Below are 16,604 nucleotides of genomic sequence, written 5' to 3'. Positions count from 1 at the left end.
CCAGACATGAACGATACCCCAGCCCCCGCATTCGATTTCCAGAACCGCGAGCCCTTCTGGCAGAACGAATGGAAGCGCCGGAATACTTTTGCCGTTCCTGACGTCCCTCCGGCCGACCGTCCGAAATACTACGTGCTGGAAATGTTTCCGTATCCGTCCGGGCAGCTTCACGTCGGACATGTGCGGAACTATACGCTCGGGGACGTAGTTGCGCGTTACAAGCGGGCCCGCGGCTTTGCCGTCATGCACCCGATGGGTTGGGATGCCTTCGGCCTTCCAGCAGAAAATGCGGCACGTGAGCGAAATGTTCATCCCGGCAAATGGACGATGGATAACATCGCAGCCATGCGCGGCACGCTCCAGCGTCTTGGTTTTTCGCTGGACTGGGATCGTGAAATCGCAACCTGCCTCCCCGAATATTACGGCAAACAGCAGAAGCTGTTCGTCGACATGCTGTCGGCTGGACTGGTTGAGCGCCGTGATTCCTTGGTCAACTGGGACCCGGTTGACGAAACAGTTCTTGCGAACGAGCAGGTCGTAGATGGCCGCGGCTGGCGTTCGGGAGCCCTGATTGAGAAAAAGAAGCTCTCTCAGTGGTTCCTGAAGATTACAAAATTTGCCCAGCCGCTGCTGGATGATCTCAAAACGCTGGATCGTTGGCCAGAGCGCGTGCGGACGATGCAGGAGCGCTGGATTGGCCGGTCCGAAGGCGCGCGGGTTCGTTTTGCCCTGCATCAGCCACCTGGCGGCTATGACGCGGATCTGGACAGCATCGAAGTCTTCACGACACGCCCTGACACGCTGTTCGGTCTCAGCTTCGTCGGAATTTCGGCGGAACATCCTCTGGCGCGCAAGGTTGCCGAGCGTAACCCGCAGGCGGCCGCCTTTATTGAAGAATGCCGTCGTCTCGGAACGTCGGAAGAAGTCATCGAAGCTGCGGAAAAACGTGGTTTTGATACCGGACTACGTGTCGCAAATCCTCTGGACCCGGAAAAGACGGCTCCCGTCTGGATCGCCAATTTCGTTCTGATGGATTACGGCACAGGCGCCGTTTTCGGCTGCCCCTGTGGCGACCAGCGCGATCTTGATTTTGCCCGTAAATACGGCCTGCCTGTTCCGCAGGTCCTGCTGCCTGCGGGGCAGGATGCCGAGACCTTCGTTTTGGGTAAGAAGGCTGTTTCTGGCGATGCGGCCTTGTTCAATTCAGGTTTTCTGGATGGAATGGACCCGGCGACCGCCCGCACGAAGGTGATCGAGCGTCTCGAAGGTCTGGGAGCCGGAAAAGGCGTCGTGAACTGGCGTCTGCGTGATTGGGGCATCTCCCGCCAGCGCTACTGGGGCTGCCCGATCCCCATCATTCACTGCGAGACTTGTGGTCCGGTTCCTGTTCCCGACGACCAGCTTCCCGTCATCCTGCCGGAAGACGTGACCTTTGACCGCCCCGGGAATCCGCTCGACCATCACCCGACCTGGAAGCATGTAAACTGTCCGCATTGCGGCAAGCCTGCTGTTCGCGAGACTGATACGTTCGACACCTTCGTTGACAGTTCCTGGTATTTTGCCCGTTTCACCAGCCCCCATGCCGAGACCCCGACGGTGCCGGCGGCAGCGAATGGCTGGCTGCCCGTTGATCAGTATATCGGCGGCATCGAGCATGCGATCTTGCATCTGCTCTACGCACGGTTCTTCACCCGAGCCATGCATGAAACCGGCCATCTGGATGTGGACGAACCGTTTGCCGGTCTCTTCACTCAGGGCATGGTGACGCATGAAAGCTACCGTGACGAGAGCGGCTGGCTGTATCCTGAAGAAGTCGAGCGTCGTGGTGACACGGTTGTGCGGCGGGACACGGGTGCGGCTGTTCAGATCGGCCGTTCCGAAAAAATGTCCAAATCCAAGCGCAATACGGTGTCGCCCGTCGACATCATTGAGCACTATGGCGCCGACACGGCCCGATGGTTCGTTCTGTCCGACAGCCCGCCTGAAAGGGATATGGAGTGGACGGCCTCCGGTGTCGCGGCGGCGGCCCGTTTCGGTCAGAGACTTCACCGATTGGTTGCTTCTGTTGCGGGTCGTGATGCGGTCGAGAGCGTCCATGGCGTTGCGGGGGAAGATCTGCGTCGTATCACACATCGGACCATCGCCGCTGTAGGTGAAGCGCTCGAAGCCTTTACGCCGAACGTTGCCGTGGCGCGTCTGCATGAATTGACCTCGGCACTGGCTGAGGCCGAGCGTCTCGAGGGAGACGGTATCGCTGCGGCCCGTCGAGAAGCCGCGCGTGTCCTGTGCCTGCTGACCGCGCCGATGATGCCGCATCTTGCGGAAGACATGATGGCAGTTCTCGAGCCGGGAAGTGCGCTGGTTGTGGATCGCCCCTGGCCTGAGCCGGAGGAGCAATGGGTTGCCGTCCAGAGCGTGACGATTGGCGTGCAGATCCTTGGCAAGCTGCGTGGGACTATCGAAGTCCCGCCAGATGCACCGAAGGACGAGGTGCTTGCCGCAGCTAAAAGCGAGCCAAACGTGGCCCGTCTTCTTGAAGGAAAGCGTCTGGTAAAGGAAATTCATGTCCCGAACCGGATCGTCAACTTCGTGGTTGCCGGATGATGTCTGACCGTCGCGGTACTTTTCTGCTCACGGCTTTCCTTTTGTTAGGGGGGTGTGGTTTCTCACCCCTCTATGGAAAGCTGACCCCGAAATCCGATATGTCGGAAGAGTTGGCCCAAGTTTATGTGGACAACATTCCGGGGCGTTATGGCCAGCTGCTGCGTCTGGCTTTGCAGAAAAATCTGGCGGGTGCCGGGCCGGAAGATCCTCATAAGTACATGCTGAAAGTCTATTCCGGCATGAATGAGGAAGCGGTCGACATCCATCAGGACAATACGTCCGGCCGAACGCGAAGCACAGGTTCGGCGCACTGGGTTCTTATAACGGTGGAGCAGAATCCGCGCATGCTGGCGCAGGGGGATGCGACGACGCTGGACGGTTTCAACACAAGTTTCGAGCAGTATTTTGCCCAGACCCTGAATGACGAAACCCTTCAGGCGCGTGTTTCTGACACGTTGGCCCAGACCGTGACGCAGCAGCTCGCGATCTGGTTCCGTAATCATAACATGCCCGAGAAAGCCGCTCCTGACGAACTGCCGCGTTATCTGAATACAGACCGGATGCCAGACGACAACGGCAACGCAGCGACGGATCGAACGGGCGTTGACGGCTTCCCGGCATCTGCCACCGGTCGTCTTTCCCACAGTACGACCAGCACCTCCGCCCAGTAAGTGGTGAAAATCGACGCACGAAATATCGGGCGCACACTGGACGATGCCGGTTTCTGGCGGGCCATCGTGCTTCATGGGGAAGATACGGGCCTTATTCGGGAACGGGCCGCGCAGGCGGTCAGACGGGTTGCAGGAACGACGGATGATCCGTTTCAGGTGGCGCAGCTAGACCGGGAAACGCAGGACCGTCTTGAAGAGGAAGCCACCGCGCTTTCGTTGATTGGGGGGCGGCGTGTCGTCTGGGTGCGTGATGGGCAGGACAGTCTGGCGCCTCTGTTCAAGCGTGTGCTGGATACGACAACAGATGCTCTGGTCGTTATTGAAGCTCCGGGAATCACGGCTCGCTCGAAGCTCCGCGCATTGGCTGAAGCCCACAAGCAGGTTGCGTCCATCGCCTGCTATCCTGAAGAAGGACGGGTTCTTTCCCAGACCGTGACAGAAGCACTCGCGCAGGCGGGTGTCACAATCGATCGCGATGCCCTCATCTGGCTACTGGGTGTGTTGGGCGCTGACCGCAGTGGTGTTCGTGGCGAAGTCGAAAAACTTCTGCTGTATGCCGGTCCCAATGGTCGTCTTGATCTGTCGTCCGTTCAGGACTGTGTTGGCGATGCCGGTGGAAATTCACTGGAAGATGCCGCGTTTTCAGCTCTGTGCGGAAACCGCATGATGGCCGATCAGGCGCTCGAACGGGCATTGGCCGATGGTGCAAATCCCGTAGCGGTGGCGCGAACTGTTCTGGGCGTTCTTGTGCGGCTCCAGAAAGTTGCGCAGGCTGTGCAGGACGGGCAGGGACGTGCCGAAGCCATGAAATCCCTGAAACCACCTGTGTTTTTCAAACGTACGGCCGCTTTCGGTCAGGCGTTGGATCGCTGGTCTCTTGCGGCACTTGAACAGGCGGCACGGGAAACGCAGGCTTTCGAACTGGCCTGCAAACAGAGCGCATCTCCCGATATGGCATTGTGCAGACGCCATATCGCTTCTCTCTGTACAATCCGCAAAGCCTGATTTTTACAGATTGGGGCGGGCAATGCGGCATATTTTCCGCATTGCCGGAGGACGATCAGAAGCGCGCTGAAACGTCCAGATAATAATAGCCACCATTCATCCCGAGCTGCGATGTGCTCATGTAGTACTTGGGTACGCCGAGATAGCGGTTTCCTTCAGGAACAACTGACGGGAACTTGGCGAAGATGTTGTTACCCCCGATGGTAGCACTCCATTTGGGCGTGATATTGTAAGTCACGGAGGCATTCGTCGTCCATTTCGGTAGATTTGGGAACTCCCGATAGTGGCTTGAGGAAAAGCTATAAGGACCCGTGTAATAGGTCAGCTGAGACGTCGTCTCGCCGTAACGGATTTCGTGAACCGAGACTGCCCATTTGTTGGCGGCAGAACGCCAGGTGCCACCGAAGATGATCTTGCTGCGCGGATAAGCCGTGGTGATGTAAGCGATCGACTGTGCGGTCAGAAGTGGCGCTCCGGTCGAGCTGCTGGCCTGATGACGCAGGCGCGTGCGGTTCAGGTTGATCGCAACATCCCAGTCCGCATGACCATAACGTCCAAAATCGGTCGGGTAGGTCGCACTCAGATCAAGTCCCTGCGTCCTCGTATTGGCGACATTGGCAAACCAGTGTGTGGCAAGCTGGCTACCCGTCCAGCTTCCAGATCCCGGGGGAAGATTGAACCCGTCCATCTCAAGCGCGCTATGAGCCTGAGATCCGTAGATGGACCCACCCGGCATAATCCGGTTCCGCAGGTCGATCTGATACACATCGACAGTGACGTGCAGCTTCTTGACCGGCTCGACGATGATACCGCCTTCGGCACTCGTGGAGGATTCCGATTTCAATGCTGATGCGCCGTTGGCGAGTGCTCCGGGGGAGTTCGCTGCGATGATGCCGCTGGCAGCGGTCGGCGAGACGGACAGCGCGGAATAATGCTCCTGTGCCAGCGTCGGGGCATGGAAGCCATTGCTGAACGTGCCACGGATCGCAAAGCGCGGACTGAAATCATAACGGGTCGAGATCTTGCCGGTCTTGGTGTTGCCGACATCTGTGTAGTGCTCGACGCGTCCGGCCAGATCGACCTGCCAGTGCTTCATCAGGTTGGTAGAGATGTCGAGATAGCCCGCCGCAACATCCCGGGACCATTTTCCAGCATTGGCCGGGTTGGTGCCGGGAAAGGCGTCCGAGCTGGAATAGGTATAGCTGGCCGGAGAGCCGGTTCCGATCGCATAGGCCTCATAGCGATAGGACGCACCGCCCGCAACGTTGATGGCATACGGCCAGAACGACGTGCGGAACTTGCGGCTCAGGTCCACGCTGTTTGTCCATTGCGTGTTGTTATAGGCCTGTGCGGCGAACGATGTCGGGGTCTCGCCCGTGGCTGTATACAGTCCCACATTCGTGGTGCTCTCGGCGTTCACCGCATCATAGTCCCGACCGAAAACCGACGATACGTCCCAGTGCCAGCCCGCCAAAGTGCCTTTCAGACCAGCCGTCAGTTCGTAGTCGTCTTCTTCCAGAGCCTCGATGGGGGAATAGCCATAAGGGTAGATCGCCGCGTAGCCGGGATATTTGGAGAGCGAAGAGGGCAGGCGGTAGTTCTGATAGGATTCGGCATGGCGATGGGCATAGGTCGCACCGGCATAGGCCTGGATATCATCGGTGATGTCATAGCCTGCGTTGATGGCGACGCTTTCACGCGTCTGTTCGGGCTGTCCCAGAAGCTGGTTGACATCGGTGTTGGTGCGGTTGTCATTCCCGGAGCGGAAAGTATGGTCCTGATGGACGAAATCGCCGCCAATATGGACAAAACCGCGATTGTTCAGGTTCAGGCCGCCATCAATGAACACGCCCTGCTGGAAACCATCGCCTTCGCTCGTGATCCCGGTGTTCGAGCGCATGGTCAGACCATGGTTCTGCTTCTTGAGGATGATGTTGACTACACCCGCAATGGCGTCAGACCCATACTGGGCGGACGCACCGTCGCGCAGGACTTCGATATGGTCGATCATGGCCATGGGGATCATGTCGATATCGACAGGTGTGGACCCCTGCGCCGGTCCGCCATCGGCGTAGATATTGGCCGTGGTGTGGCGCCGCTTGCCATCCACAAGTACGAGCGTCTCGTTAGGGTTAAGGCCACGCAGCGAAATGCTGTCGGTCAGGGCACCGGCATCGAATCCTCCCGTTGGCACTGTCAGGGAGGGGAGCAGGAGTGCCAGAGAGTCACGCAACGTGGGCTGACCCGTCCCCGTCAGCTGACGATTCGTGACGATATCCACAGGAGCGATCGAATCCCGTGCCTTTTTGCCGAACTCGCGTGTTCCCGTCACGACAAGCGCTTCTGTGCCCCCTGAAACCTCGGTCTCGTGCTTTGGCGTCCGAGCGGGTTTCGCCTTTACGAGCGCAGGAGCCGGGCGAGAGTGTTTGTGTGTGGCTGGAGCTGAGTGTGCCGGAGCAGGCTGTGTTGTTGCAGCCCGGCTTTCCGCCGTCATGAGAACGAACGTGGAGCCAAGGAGGGACGTACCCAGAAGGGTCAGATGACGAAGGGAAAGCTGGGTCAGCACTTTTACCACGCAATATGTTAGTAATTTATACGAAATACAAAATTGGTTCGTATTTGCGGAAGGTCAATATAATTTTCCGGTTCCGGGAAAATTATGAGCACATTTTTCAAGGTCTGTGGCGTTCCTTACACGGATCGGGCGTTATGGAAACGATTTGTTTTGAAAATGAATTTTGGAGAGAGCGCATGAAGCGACGTCATTTCCTACAGGCAGCGTCGGCAGGTCCGACATCTCTGGCTGTCTCGGCAGCTCTGCCAGTAGGTCAGGCACGGGCTGCTGGAAACGAGGACAATGGAACTGGCCCATACGGCGCCCTCGACGTTGTCGCCGAGTTCAACGGCCCCGGTCCGTCGGGGATCGTAGTGCTGCCGGATGGCCGAACTTTTGTAGGCTTTCCCCGCCATGCAGTGGATCACAAGGGCGCCACGCTCGGCGAACTGGTGGACGGGAAGGTCGTGCCTTATCCCAGTGCGAAGATGAGTCTTCCGGCAAATGTTCCGGCAGAGTGTCTTGTCTCTGTACACGGCATGACGACGGATCGTCAGGGACGCCTCTGGATGATTGATGACGGCAAGCGCGCCGGACACCCGCTTCAGCCCGGAGCCGCGAAGATCGTATGTATCGACCCGACGACAAACCAGGTCGCTCACAAGATTATCCTCAAAGCGCCCGCCCTGCTGCCCGACAGTCATATGAATGATCTACGGGTGTCGTTGTCACATGGCGCTCAGGGGACGGTTTTCGTAACGGATTCGTCTTTCGGAACAAGCCCCGCTCTCGTGGTTGTCGATGTCGCCACCCAGCAGGCACGGCGGCTCCTGACCAAACATCCCGCCATTCTCCCGGAGGAAGGCTTTTTGGCTATCGTCGAGGGAGAGCCCCGTCGCTATATCCCCGGACATCCCCAACTGGTCTCGGGAGGCGTGGACGGTATCGCCTTGACGAAAGACGAAAAAACTCTCTATTTCGCTCCCTTGACCAGCCGCCGTCTCTACAGCCTGCCAGTGGATCTTTTGGCTGCTCCGACGTCAGACGACACGCTCCTATCGCCTGCCATCCGCGATGAAGGCGAAAAAGGGGTGGCGGACGGACTGGCTCTGGATGACCATGACCGGCTTTACACAACGAATTATGAGCATGACTGCATCCTGAGGCGCGATCAGGATGGCTCTTTCAAAATGATGCTCCGCGACCCACGCGCCCTGTCACCCGACGGGATTTTTGCAACTGCAGACCATGTTTATTGCACGTTCGGGCAGTGGAACCGTCTGGCGTCTTTCAATGGAGGTAAGGATCGCCGGGTCACGCCCTATCTGCTGATCCGCTTCCCGATCGAACAGCCTCAGTTCTATGATGCAGTGCCAGGCGGCCAAAAAGCCTGAACCCAAATACGCAAAACGCCCCGGTGGATCGGTTCCACCGGGGCGTCTGAAGGCCTGGTACGCCTAAACCGGGTGTCAGGCCGTCGTTGACGGTGCCTGACCTTCCGGGGTGTGCTTGTCCACGGCAGCCGGGAGAAGCTGTGCCAGCGCAGGCAGGATCGTCCCGGCGGGCAGGCCCGTCTTGGCTACGATCGTCTGGATCTGTTGGTCCGTTAGAAGGCTGCGCAGCTCGTCAGTGGTGATGGGCAGGTTCTCGCCATTGCCGATCCATGAATGGATCTTGTCCGTCAGGCCAGCGCTCTGGGCCTGGCTGAGAAGCATGTTGAGGCCATCGCCCTTCAGAAATTCGCCAATGCTGCCGCCGAACTTGTCGCCAAGCTGGCCACCGATCGCGCCCACAGCCTGATTCATGAGGTTTCCGAGAAAGCCGCTCATCCGTGTTATTCCGTTCTTTCAGACGCGGCGTTTCGGGCCGCAGTTGGTGCAGAGTTACGAAGCCCGCTTGCCGCTGAGTTCCTGCGGAACTTCGACGTCGATTTCGAGCATGGAACAGCCGCTGCCACGATCAACCTTGATCTGGACCTTGTCCTGATCGACGGCAACATGGCGCGCGATGACTTCCATGATTTCCTTGTGAAGCTGGCGGATCAGATCGGACTCGCCGCTCTCCCCGCCAGAGCTGCGTTCATGGGCGAGCAGGATCTGGAGCCGGTCCTTGGCGACGCTGCTGGACTGCTGACGCCGGGCGAAAATGTTTGCGAGAAAACTCATGAACTCATGCGTCCCTCTTGAAAAGCCAGTCAAAGAAACCGCGCTTTTCGACTGGAACCGAGACTTCGAGCTTTTCACCGCTCAGGCGGCGGGCAGCTTCGAAATAGGCGCGGGCAGGAAGGCTCGTGGGCGCAGCCAGAGTGACCGGCGCACCGACGTTGGATGATTTCAGCACATCCTCGCTTTCCGGCACGATGCCCAGAAGGGGGATGGAAAGGATTTCGAGCACGTCTTCGACGCTCAACATTTCCTTGCGTGCCGCACGGGCCGGATCGTAACGGGTCAGGAGCAGGTGCTTGTCGACCTTCTCACCCTGTTCGGCCTTCTTGGTCTTGCTGTCGAGCAGGCCAATGATCCGGTCAGAGTCACGCACCGAGCTGACTTCAGGATTGGTCACGATTACGGCCATATCGGCATGATACATGGCCAACTGCGCGCCACGTTCGATCCCGGCCGGACTGTCACAGATCACCCAGTCGAACTTTTCGCGAAGCTCGTCCATCACGCGGGCGACGCCCTCGGAGGTCAGGGCATCCTTGTCGCGGGTCTGGGAGGCCGGAAGGATCGACAGGGTTTCGCAGCGCTTGTCGCGGATCAGAGCCTGCGACAGGCGCGCATCGCCCTGCACGACGTTGATGAGATCGAAAACCACCCGGCGCTCGGCGCCCATGACCAAGTCGAGGTTCCGAAGCCCGACATCGAAATCAACCACCACCACATTCTGTCCGCTCTGAGCGAGAGCGGCACCGAGCGCGGCGGTCGATGTCGTCTTGCCGACGCCACCCTTGCCGGAAGTGACAACCAGAACCTTGGACATGAATACTCCAGAAAAACGTCTCTCCGGTCTGCGCCTGCCCGTAACAGGTCAACGCGGGCCGATTTCTTATTCTATGAATGTTTTATGCCCTGCGGCAACCTGCGAATAGGGGTGCTTTCATGGCAGCCCCTGTCACGTTATTGCCCGGATCACGCAGGGAGTGGCAGAACGCGGACCCGGTCTTCATCCAGAGCGGCCTGTGCGGGTTGTCCCAGAAGTGCAGGGTCGATGTCTTCCGTGACGGCATAATAGCCATCGAGAGCCAACAGTTCAGCCTGCATCCGGCTGGCGAAAATACGACTCTGGGACTGTCCGCCTACACCCGCAATCGCGCGTCCACGAAGGGTTCCATACACATGGATGGAGCCCGCAGCCACGATTTCAGCCCCTGAAGATACCGAACCGAGGATAATTACGTCGCCCTGCATATGTTGGATGCTCTGACCCGATCGCACGGTCTGATCAATAATGAGCGTCCCTCCGCCAGAAACTGGCCCAGCGGCGCTGGTGGACGGATCTTCCGGAATCTCGACTTCCCCAGCGGGTCGGCCACCATCCAGCATTTCCGGCCAGTCCCAGTGCGCAACAGCGGGCCAGTGACGGCTCCCTCCCTCAAGGCCGATGATCCGGACACCCCGGCTGCGCATATCGTCGAGCAGGGTCGCAAGGCCCGGCGTGTTTTCATCAAGAAGACCCAGATCCAGAATGATCGGTTTTCCGGTGAAGAGTCCACCAGATCGGGCAACCTGATAGTCCAGACCGTCGAGCCAGAGGGGGAGGGGCGCCTCAGGGGACAGGACAAGCGCGAGAAAAGAGCGGCCACGGGCGCGGATGCGCATGGGGACGTTTGAAGAGGGTGCGGAAACGGGATCGGGCATCGTGAAAATCGTCGGACCTGTGTCGGGCAGTCGGTGAGGCTCTTGTGAGCGGGTATCGGCTGACTTAGAAAGTGGCAATGCGTATCCTGCATCACCTTCCACTTTCTCCGCAATGCCGTCTTGTGAGGCTTGCCCTCACCGAGAAGCGACTCCCGTTTGAACCCGTCATTGAACGGGTGTGGGAGCAGCGTGAGGAATTCCTGCATCTCAATCCCGCAGGCGAAGTCCCTGTGCTGGTTGAGGAAAATGGTCTGGCCGTGCCCGGCGGACGTGTCATCTGCGAATATCTGGAAGACGCCTATCCTGATACGCCGCTTCTGGGGCGCACATTTGCCGAAAGGGTCGAGACCCGGCGGCTCGTGGACTGGTTTGACACCCGCTTCGCCCAGGAAGTCACCCGGAACCTTCTGGGCGAGAAGGTGGACAAGCGCCAGTTCGGGCGCGGCCATCCGGATGGCAATGCGCTTCGGGCCGGATACGCGAACATGCGTTTTCATCTCGATTATATCGGCTGGCTGGCGGAAACGCGCTCCTGGCTGGCGGGGCCTGCGCTGTCACTGGCGGATTTCGCGGCTGCGGCCCATTTGTCGGCGCTCGATTTCATCGGCGACGTGAACTGGTCCAAGGCACCTGCCGCGAAGGACTGGTATGCCCGGGTGAAATCCCGCCCCTGTTTCCGGGGTCTGCTGTCTGACAAGGTCAGTGGCATCACGCCCCCTGCGCATTACGCCAATCTGGATTTCTGAGGCCCGCCATGATGAACCCCGATGTAATTGTGCTCGGAGCCGGTGCAGCGGGGCTGATGGCGGCGGCTGTGGCCGGACAGAACGGTGCGCGGGTTCTGATTCTGGATCACGGACCGGAACCGGGGCGCAAGATCCTGATTTCGGGCGGCGGACGATGCAATTTCACGCATCTTGAAACCGGCCCCAACTGTTTCATCTCCCAGAACCGCCATTTCGCCCGCTCTGCGCTGGCGCGTTATACACCGCAGGATTTCCTCAAACTCGTGAACCGCTATGGCATTGCCTGGCACGAGAAGGCGCGCGGGCAGCTTTTCTGCGATGGTTCGGCCGGGCAGATCGTGGACATGCTGGTTTCTGAATGCCGGACCGCAGGCTGCGAATTCCGGATGCAGACCCGGATTCTGGACGTGCGCCGGGCAGAACACGGATTTATCGTCGTCACGGATGGCGGCGAGATCCGCACGGGTTCCGTGATCCTTGCGACGGGCGGCCTTTCCATTCCCAAGCTCGGGGCGTCCGACCTGTCGTTGCGGCTGGCGCGGAAATTCGGACTGCGCGTGGTGCCGACGGCCCCGGCACTCGTGCCGCTGGTTCTGGCGGATGCTGACCCCGAGCTTGCAGGCGTTTCGCTGCCGATCGTGGCGCGGGTGGGCAAGAAAGGACCGCGGTTCGAGGACGGAATGGTCTTCACGCATCGTGGCGTGTCAGGCCCGGCGATTTTGCAGATTTCGTCCTATCTGGAAAACGGTGAGGCGGCGCAGATTGATCTTCTGCCGGGGCAGAATGCGCTGAACGTGCTGCTGAAGGTCAAGAAAGACCGCCCGAAAGCCCTCCCGCCGAGCCTGCTGGAAGCGCTGCCACAGCGGCTGGCGCGTGCTCTGGCGGTGGGAATGGGCGATACGATGCTGGCGAACCAGCCGGACCGTGCCATCAAGGCGTTGGCCGAACGGATTTCGAACTGGCAGCTCCGCCCAGCCGGGACGGAGGGCTATGCCAAGGCTGAAGTCATGCGCGGCGGGATCGACACGCGGGATCTGTCGTCCCAGACGCTGGAAGCCCGGGAAGCTCCCGGCCTTTACGCGATCGGAGAGGCCGTGGACGTGACAGGCTGGCTCGGTGGGCATAATTTCCAGTGGGCCTGGGCGAGTGGTGTTGCAGCGGGGCAGGCGGCAGCCGGACATCGCTGAGGCAGCGTTGCCACAGGATTGCCACGCTGCCGTTCGATCACGCGGAAACCGATGACGCGGCAATTCGTTTTCGCTTTTCTAAGATCCGGTTTTCAATCCGGCCGAATTTAAGGACACATCCATTATGTCTCGTTCCGTTTTCCGTCATGTTCTGCGTACTGCGGCAGGTCTGTCTTTTCTGGGACTGGGAGCGTGTGTCGGGACAGCGGCGCCCGGGCCGATTCCGCCGGGAACGCCCATCGCGGGATATGGCTACACCTGCAAAGCCGGGATCTATACCTGCAAGATGCCGACGCAGGTTCCGCTGGGTGCGCCGTGTTCTTGCCCTGGTCTGGGAGCGGCGTCTTACGGGAATATCCACCAGCCGTAAGACGCGCGGCATTGGCCGCTTTGCGTTGAACGGCTAGGACTGCGCCATGCAGGAGAATATTTCCGGAATGGCGCAGTTTTTTCCCTGGATCGTGACGGCAGTGGCGCTTCTGGTCGCTCTGCTTGCGATCCTGCGGAGCGGTAACGGAAGCGGACGGTTCGAGCATCTTCTCGAGCGTGAGGCGCAGGAGCGCTCACAGGATGTCGAATATCATCGGGCCCATCTCTCGGAAGTCGAGCGTGTCCTGTCGGGGCGGCTGGACCAGTTCCGGCTGGAAACCAGCGAACGCCTGAGTCTGCTAGCCCGCAATCTGGGGCAGGATCAGGCGGAGGGGCGTCTTCTGCTGTCAGATGCGCTGCGTGAGATGGCGCAGAGTCAGAACGAGCAGATCGAGCGGATCCGGGCGACAGTAAACGAACAGCTTCATGGTGCCGTTGAAAAACAGATGCAGACCAGCTTTCAGCGCGTGGTGGAGCAATTCAGCGCCATGCAGAAAGCACTGGGTGAAGTCACGAGTGTGACGGCGCAGATTGGCGATCTGAAGCGTCTGTTCTCCAATGTGAAAACGCGTGGTGGCTGGGGCGAGGCGCAGTGCCGCTCCATTCTGGACGATATTCTCCCCGAAGGCAGTTACGATACAAATTTCCGTCTTGGAACGGCAGGCGAGAACGTCGAATTTGCAGTCAAGATGCCGGTACGTGGCACGGAAACGCCACCACGACTAGCGATTGACAGCAAATTCCCGACCGAAGCCTATGAAAGACTGCTGAACGCTTCAGAGGCTGGGGATGCGCTGGCGGAACGTCAGGCGCGGCGTGAACTGGAAAACGTGATCCGGTTCGAAGCAAAGAAAATCGCGTCGAAATATATTCTTCCGCCCGTGACAGTTGAGTTTGCCGTGCTGTATCTGCCAACCGACGGGCTTTATGCCGAAATTGCCCGGATGCCCGGCGTGATTGACGAGATCGGGCGTCTGCATCGCGTGATGGTGATGGGGCCATCGCTGCTGCCTGCGATGCTCCGGACGGTGCATCTGGGATATGTCACACTTACGCTCGAAGAACGGACGGAGGCAATTGCCGGGCTTCTGGGGGCGACGCGGCAGGAAATGCTACGGATGGATCAGGTGCTGGAAAAACTGCACCGAAATGCGGGGACGATGGGCAACACAATCGAGGAGGCCCGTCGGCGTACGCGTGTTCTGGGGCGGCGTCTGCGGGCGTTGGACGGAACAACCGACGACATGGAAGAGGCGCTGGACGAACCGCCTGCCCCCTGAAGGGCCACCCTTAAGACCGATTTTAATTGGATGACATGGAGGCCTGCCCCATGTGAAGATCATGACCATGACGTCCGCACATGACTCCGGGGCGCCTGAGCGCCTTTCCGAACCCTGTCCCCGGCTTCTGCTGATTGAGGACGATGACAGTATTGCGGCCGAAGTTGTGGAGGAACTCACGACACGCGGCTACGACGTTACACGGGCTGCGACTGGCGTCGAGGGTCTGGATCAGGCCTGTACCGGGCAGTTCGATCTGATGATCGTGGACCGGATGTTGCCGGAACTGGACGGGCTGACAGTGATTGAGAGTGTGCGGGCGCAGCGGATCACCATTCCTGTTCTGGTGCTCTCGGCTCTTTCAGCGGTGGACGACCGTGTCAGTGGTCTTAAGGCAGGCGGTGATGACTATCTGACCAAGCCTTTTGCCATGGAAGAGCTTGCTGCCCGTCTGGAGGCTCTACTGAGGCGTCCGACGGACAGTCGTGTGACGGTGCTTCGCGTTGGTCCCCTTGAAATGGATCTGATTGAGCGCCGGATCTTTCGCAACGGGCAGGAAATCGAACTGCTTCCACGAGAATTCCGCCTTCTGGAATACATGATGCGTCGCCCGGACACAGTGCTGACGCGGACGATGCTGCTGGAAGATGTCTGGAATTACCGTTTCGTTCCGCAGACGAATCTGGTGGACGTACATATCGGAAAGCTGCGTCGCAAGATTGATCTGCCCGGCGAGCCGCCGCTCATTCACAGCATTCGCGGTGCCGGGTTCAGTCTGCGTGTCACGGGCTGAACTGCGCTTTTCCGAACTGTTCCGGGCTGATTTGTTCCGTACCGCAACGTTCCGCCTGACGCTGGCCTTTGTCGTGGCGATCATCGCGGCAATGGCACTGCAGTTCGGGCTCGTTTACGAACAGATGAACGGATACGAACAGCAACGCTCGACGGACCTGCTTCAGCGTGAAGCGGATCAGCTTGTTCAGGAAAGTCCGGCCCAGCTTGAGTACGAGGTGCGTGAGCGCAGCAAAACCGATCTGCGCGTAATCCTCAACGGCGCTGCACTGTTTGACATGAACCGCAACCGGATTGCGGGTGACATCAAGAAATGGCCTGTCGGGCTGGAAGTTTCCCCTAAAACGCAGCGTCTGTGGGACGCGCCTCCTGGCGATACGCCCTATGAAATGCGCTATCTCGCCGTCGAGGTGGAAGGCGTACAGGGGAACCGGGACCGCATTCTCGTTCTGGCGCGTTCGCTGCATATGGCCAATGAGCTGCGCTACATCACCAAGCGCGCGGCGCTGATGTCCGTGGTGCCAATCGTGGTGTTTGCCCTGATGGCGGGGATTTTTCTGAGCCATCGGGCGCTGGGCCGCGTCAAGGATATGCATGAGGCGATCGACCGCATTATGGACGGAGACCTGCACGAGCGCCTGCCGACCGGGCGTGAACGCGACGACATCGAACGGCTGGCCGTGTCGGTCAACCGGATGCTGGATCGGCTGGAGCATCTGCTTGACGAAATCAGGGACGTAGGGAACGACATTGCCCACGATCTGCGCACGCCGTTAGCACGGGTAAAAGCCCGGCTGGAGCGCGTGTCATCCGTCACAAACGACCCTGCAGCGCTTCAGGGCGCGATCGAGCGTGCCACGCTGGATCTGGAGCAGTGTTTCTCCGTCATTACGGCCCTGCTGCGGATTGGCGAGATCGAGAACGGTCGTCGCCGGGCCGGATTTGCAATGCTCGATCTGCGTGAGCTGCTGGCCGGAGTGGTGGATCTGTATGAACCGATCGCCGAGACGGAAGGTATTCTGCTGGAGGTCGTGGACTCGGAGAAGGCGGTTCCACTGTTCGGGGACATGGACTTGCTGAACGAGGTTCTGGCCAATCTTGTGGACAATGCGATCAAATTCACGCCCGCCCCCGGAACGGTTCGGCTGAGTGCGGGGCAGGGAGCAGACGGATCGAGCTGGCTGCGTGTTAGCGATACGGGAATCGGTATTGCCGAAGACGAGCGCAAGGCCGTCATGGGGCGCTTTTATCGTTCGGATAAAAGTCGTCATGTTCCGGGAAGTGGACTGGGGCTGAGCCTTGTCTCGGCGATCCTGCGGCTGCATGGGGCATCGGTGGATATCGTTGCCGCAAGGCCCGGTCATACGCTGCCTGGCGCGGTTTTCACCATTCATTTCGCACCCGCGACAGCGGTCTGAAAATACACGAAATATTGCGCAACGTGTCAATGTTTGCCGTGTGTCTTGATATTTAAACAGAATTTTCCTTGTCGTCTGAGTCTTGATGGATATGACTCGGATCAATTTGCAAGGGGAC

Annotated in this window: 15 protein-coding genes; 10 read left to right on the top strand and 5 right to left on the bottom strand. The window is 59.3% G+C overall.

Going from position 1 to position 16,604, the window contains the following annotated elements; genetic code table 11:
- Nucleotides 1-6 precede the first annotated feature (6 nt).
- Genes leuS through holA form a run of 3 tightly spaced genes read left to right on the top strand, consistent with a single transcriptional unit; the run spans nt 7 to nt 4,280 of the window.
- Nucleotides 7-2,604, top strand: a complete 2,598-nt coding sequence (leuS, locus tag HKD21_RS07250; RefSeq protein WP_194254979.1) for a leucine--tRNA ligase — start codon at nt 7-9, stop codon at nt 2,602-2,604.
- Nucleotides 2,604-3,275, top strand: coding sequence for a hypothetical protein (locus HKD21_RS07245; protein WP_194255042.1), 672 nt, complete (start codon nt 2,604-2,606; stop codon nt 3,273-3,275). The genes leuS and HKD21_RS07245 overlap by 1 nt, the downstream gene beginning before the upstream one ends.
- A 3-nt stretch (nt 3,276-3,278) precedes the next feature.
- The gene (gene holA / locus HKD21_RS07240) at nt 3,279-4,280 is read left to right on the top strand and encodes a DNA polymerase III subunit delta (protein ID WP_194255041.1); all 1,002 of its coding nucleotides are present in this window, start codon (nt 3,279-3,281) and stop codon (nt 4,278-4,280) included.
- 55 nt (nt 4,281-4,335) lie between these two features.
- Here the strand turns inward: holA and HKD21_RS07235 are convergent, their stop codons facing one another.
- Nucleotides 4,336-6,774, bottom strand: coding sequence for a TonB-dependent receptor plug domain-containing protein (locus HKD21_RS07235; RefSeq protein ID WP_228121145.1), 2,439 nt, complete (start codon nt 6,772-6,774; stop codon nt 4,336-4,338).
- Between the two features lie 257 nt (nt 6,775-7,031).
- On the opposite strand from HKD21_RS07235, the gene HKD21_RS07230 reads away from it, so the two are divergent.
- Nucleotides 7,032-8,228 carry an SMP-30/gluconolactonase/LRE family protein gene (locus HKD21_RS07230; protein WP_194254978.1) on the top strand — a complete coding sequence of 399 codons (1,197 nt, stop codon included), beginning with the start codon at nt 7,032-7,034 and terminating at the stop codon, nt 8,226-8,228.
- Between the two features lie 75 nt (nt 8,229-8,303).
- On the opposite strand, the gene HKD21_RS07225 is transcribed toward HKD21_RS07230, so the two are convergent.
- From HKD21_RS07225 to minC, 4 genes are all read right to left on the bottom strand, one after another.
- Nucleotides 8,304-8,663, bottom strand: coding sequence for a YidB family protein (locus HKD21_RS07225; RefSeq protein WP_062027250.1), 360 nt, complete (start codon nt 8,661-8,663; stop codon nt 8,304-8,306).
- 54 nt (nt 8,664-8,717) lie between these two features.
- The gene (gene minE / locus HKD21_RS07220) at nt 8,718-8,999 is read right to left on the bottom strand and encodes a cell division topological specificity factor MinE (protein ID WP_194254977.1); all 282 of its coding nucleotides are present in this window, start codon (nt 8,997-8,999) and stop codon (nt 8,718-8,720) included.
- Between the two features lie 4 nt (nt 9,000-9,003).
- Nucleotides 9,004-9,816 carry a septum site-determining protein MinD gene (gene minD / locus HKD21_RS07215; protein ID WP_194254976.1) on the bottom strand — a complete coding sequence of 271 codons (813 nt, stop codon included), beginning with the start codon at nt 9,814-9,816 and terminating at the stop codon, nt 9,004-9,006.
- A gap of 149 nt (nt 9,817-9,965) precedes the next feature.
- Nucleotides 9,966-10,694: a septum site-determining protein MinC gene (gene minC, locus HKD21_RS07210; RefSeq protein WP_194254974.1), complete on the bottom strand. Its 729-nt coding sequence runs from the start codon at nt 10,692-10,694 to the stop codon at nt 9,966-9,968.
- Nucleotides 10,695-10,771: 77 nt separating this feature from the next.
- Here minC and fzlA point away from each other — a divergent pair, with 77 nt between their 5' ends.
- From fzlA to HKD21_RS07180, 6 genes are all read left to right on the top strand, one after another.
- Nucleotides 10,772-11,440: an FtsZ-binding protein FzlA gene (gene fzlA, locus HKD21_RS07205; RefSeq protein ID WP_194254972.1), complete on the top strand. Its 669-nt coding sequence runs from the start codon at nt 10,772-10,774 to the stop codon at nt 11,438-11,440.
- Between the two features lie 11 nt (nt 11,441-11,451).
- Entirely contained in the window at nt 11,452-12,627 is a 1,176-nt protein-coding gene (locus HKD21_RS07200; protein ID WP_194255038.1) for a BaiN/RdsA family NAD(P)/FAD-dependent oxidoreductase, read from the top strand.
- Nucleotides 12,628-12,751: 124 nt separating this feature from the next.
- Complete coding sequence (locus tag HKD21_RS07195) at nt 12,752-12,997, top strand: hypothetical protein (RefSeq protein WP_062027258.1); 246 nt, start codon at nt 12,752-12,754, stop codon at nt 12,995-12,997.
- Nucleotides 12,998-13,043: 46 nt separating this feature from the next.
- Nucleotides 13,044-14,276, top strand: coding sequence for a DNA recombination protein RmuC (locus tag HKD21_RS07190; protein WP_194254969.1), 1,233 nt, complete (start codon nt 13,044-13,046; stop codon nt 14,274-14,276).
- 61 nt (nt 14,277-14,337) lie between these two features.
- Nucleotides 14,338-15,069: a response regulator transcription factor gene (locus HKD21_RS07185; RefSeq protein ID WP_228121143.1), complete on the top strand. Its 732-nt coding sequence runs from the start codon at nt 14,338-14,340 to the stop codon at nt 15,067-15,069.
- Nucleotides 15,070-15,085: 16 nt separating this feature from the next.
- Nucleotides 15,086-16,486: a sensor histidine kinase gene (locus HKD21_RS07180; RefSeq protein ID WP_194255037.1), complete on the top strand. Its 1,401-nt coding sequence runs from the start codon at nt 15,086-15,088 to the stop codon at nt 16,484-16,486.
- Nucleotides 16,487-16,604 lie beyond the last annotated feature (118 nt).

The organism is Gluconobacter cerevisiae, from assembly GCF_015244675.1.
In the GTDB taxonomy this organism is placed as follows: domain Bacteria; phylum Pseudomonadota; class Alphaproteobacteria; order Acetobacterales; family Acetobacteraceae; genus Gluconobacter; species Gluconobacter cerevisiae.
Note: the sequence above shows the minus strand (reverse complement) of the source record. Positions and strands in the feature narration are given on the sequence as shown.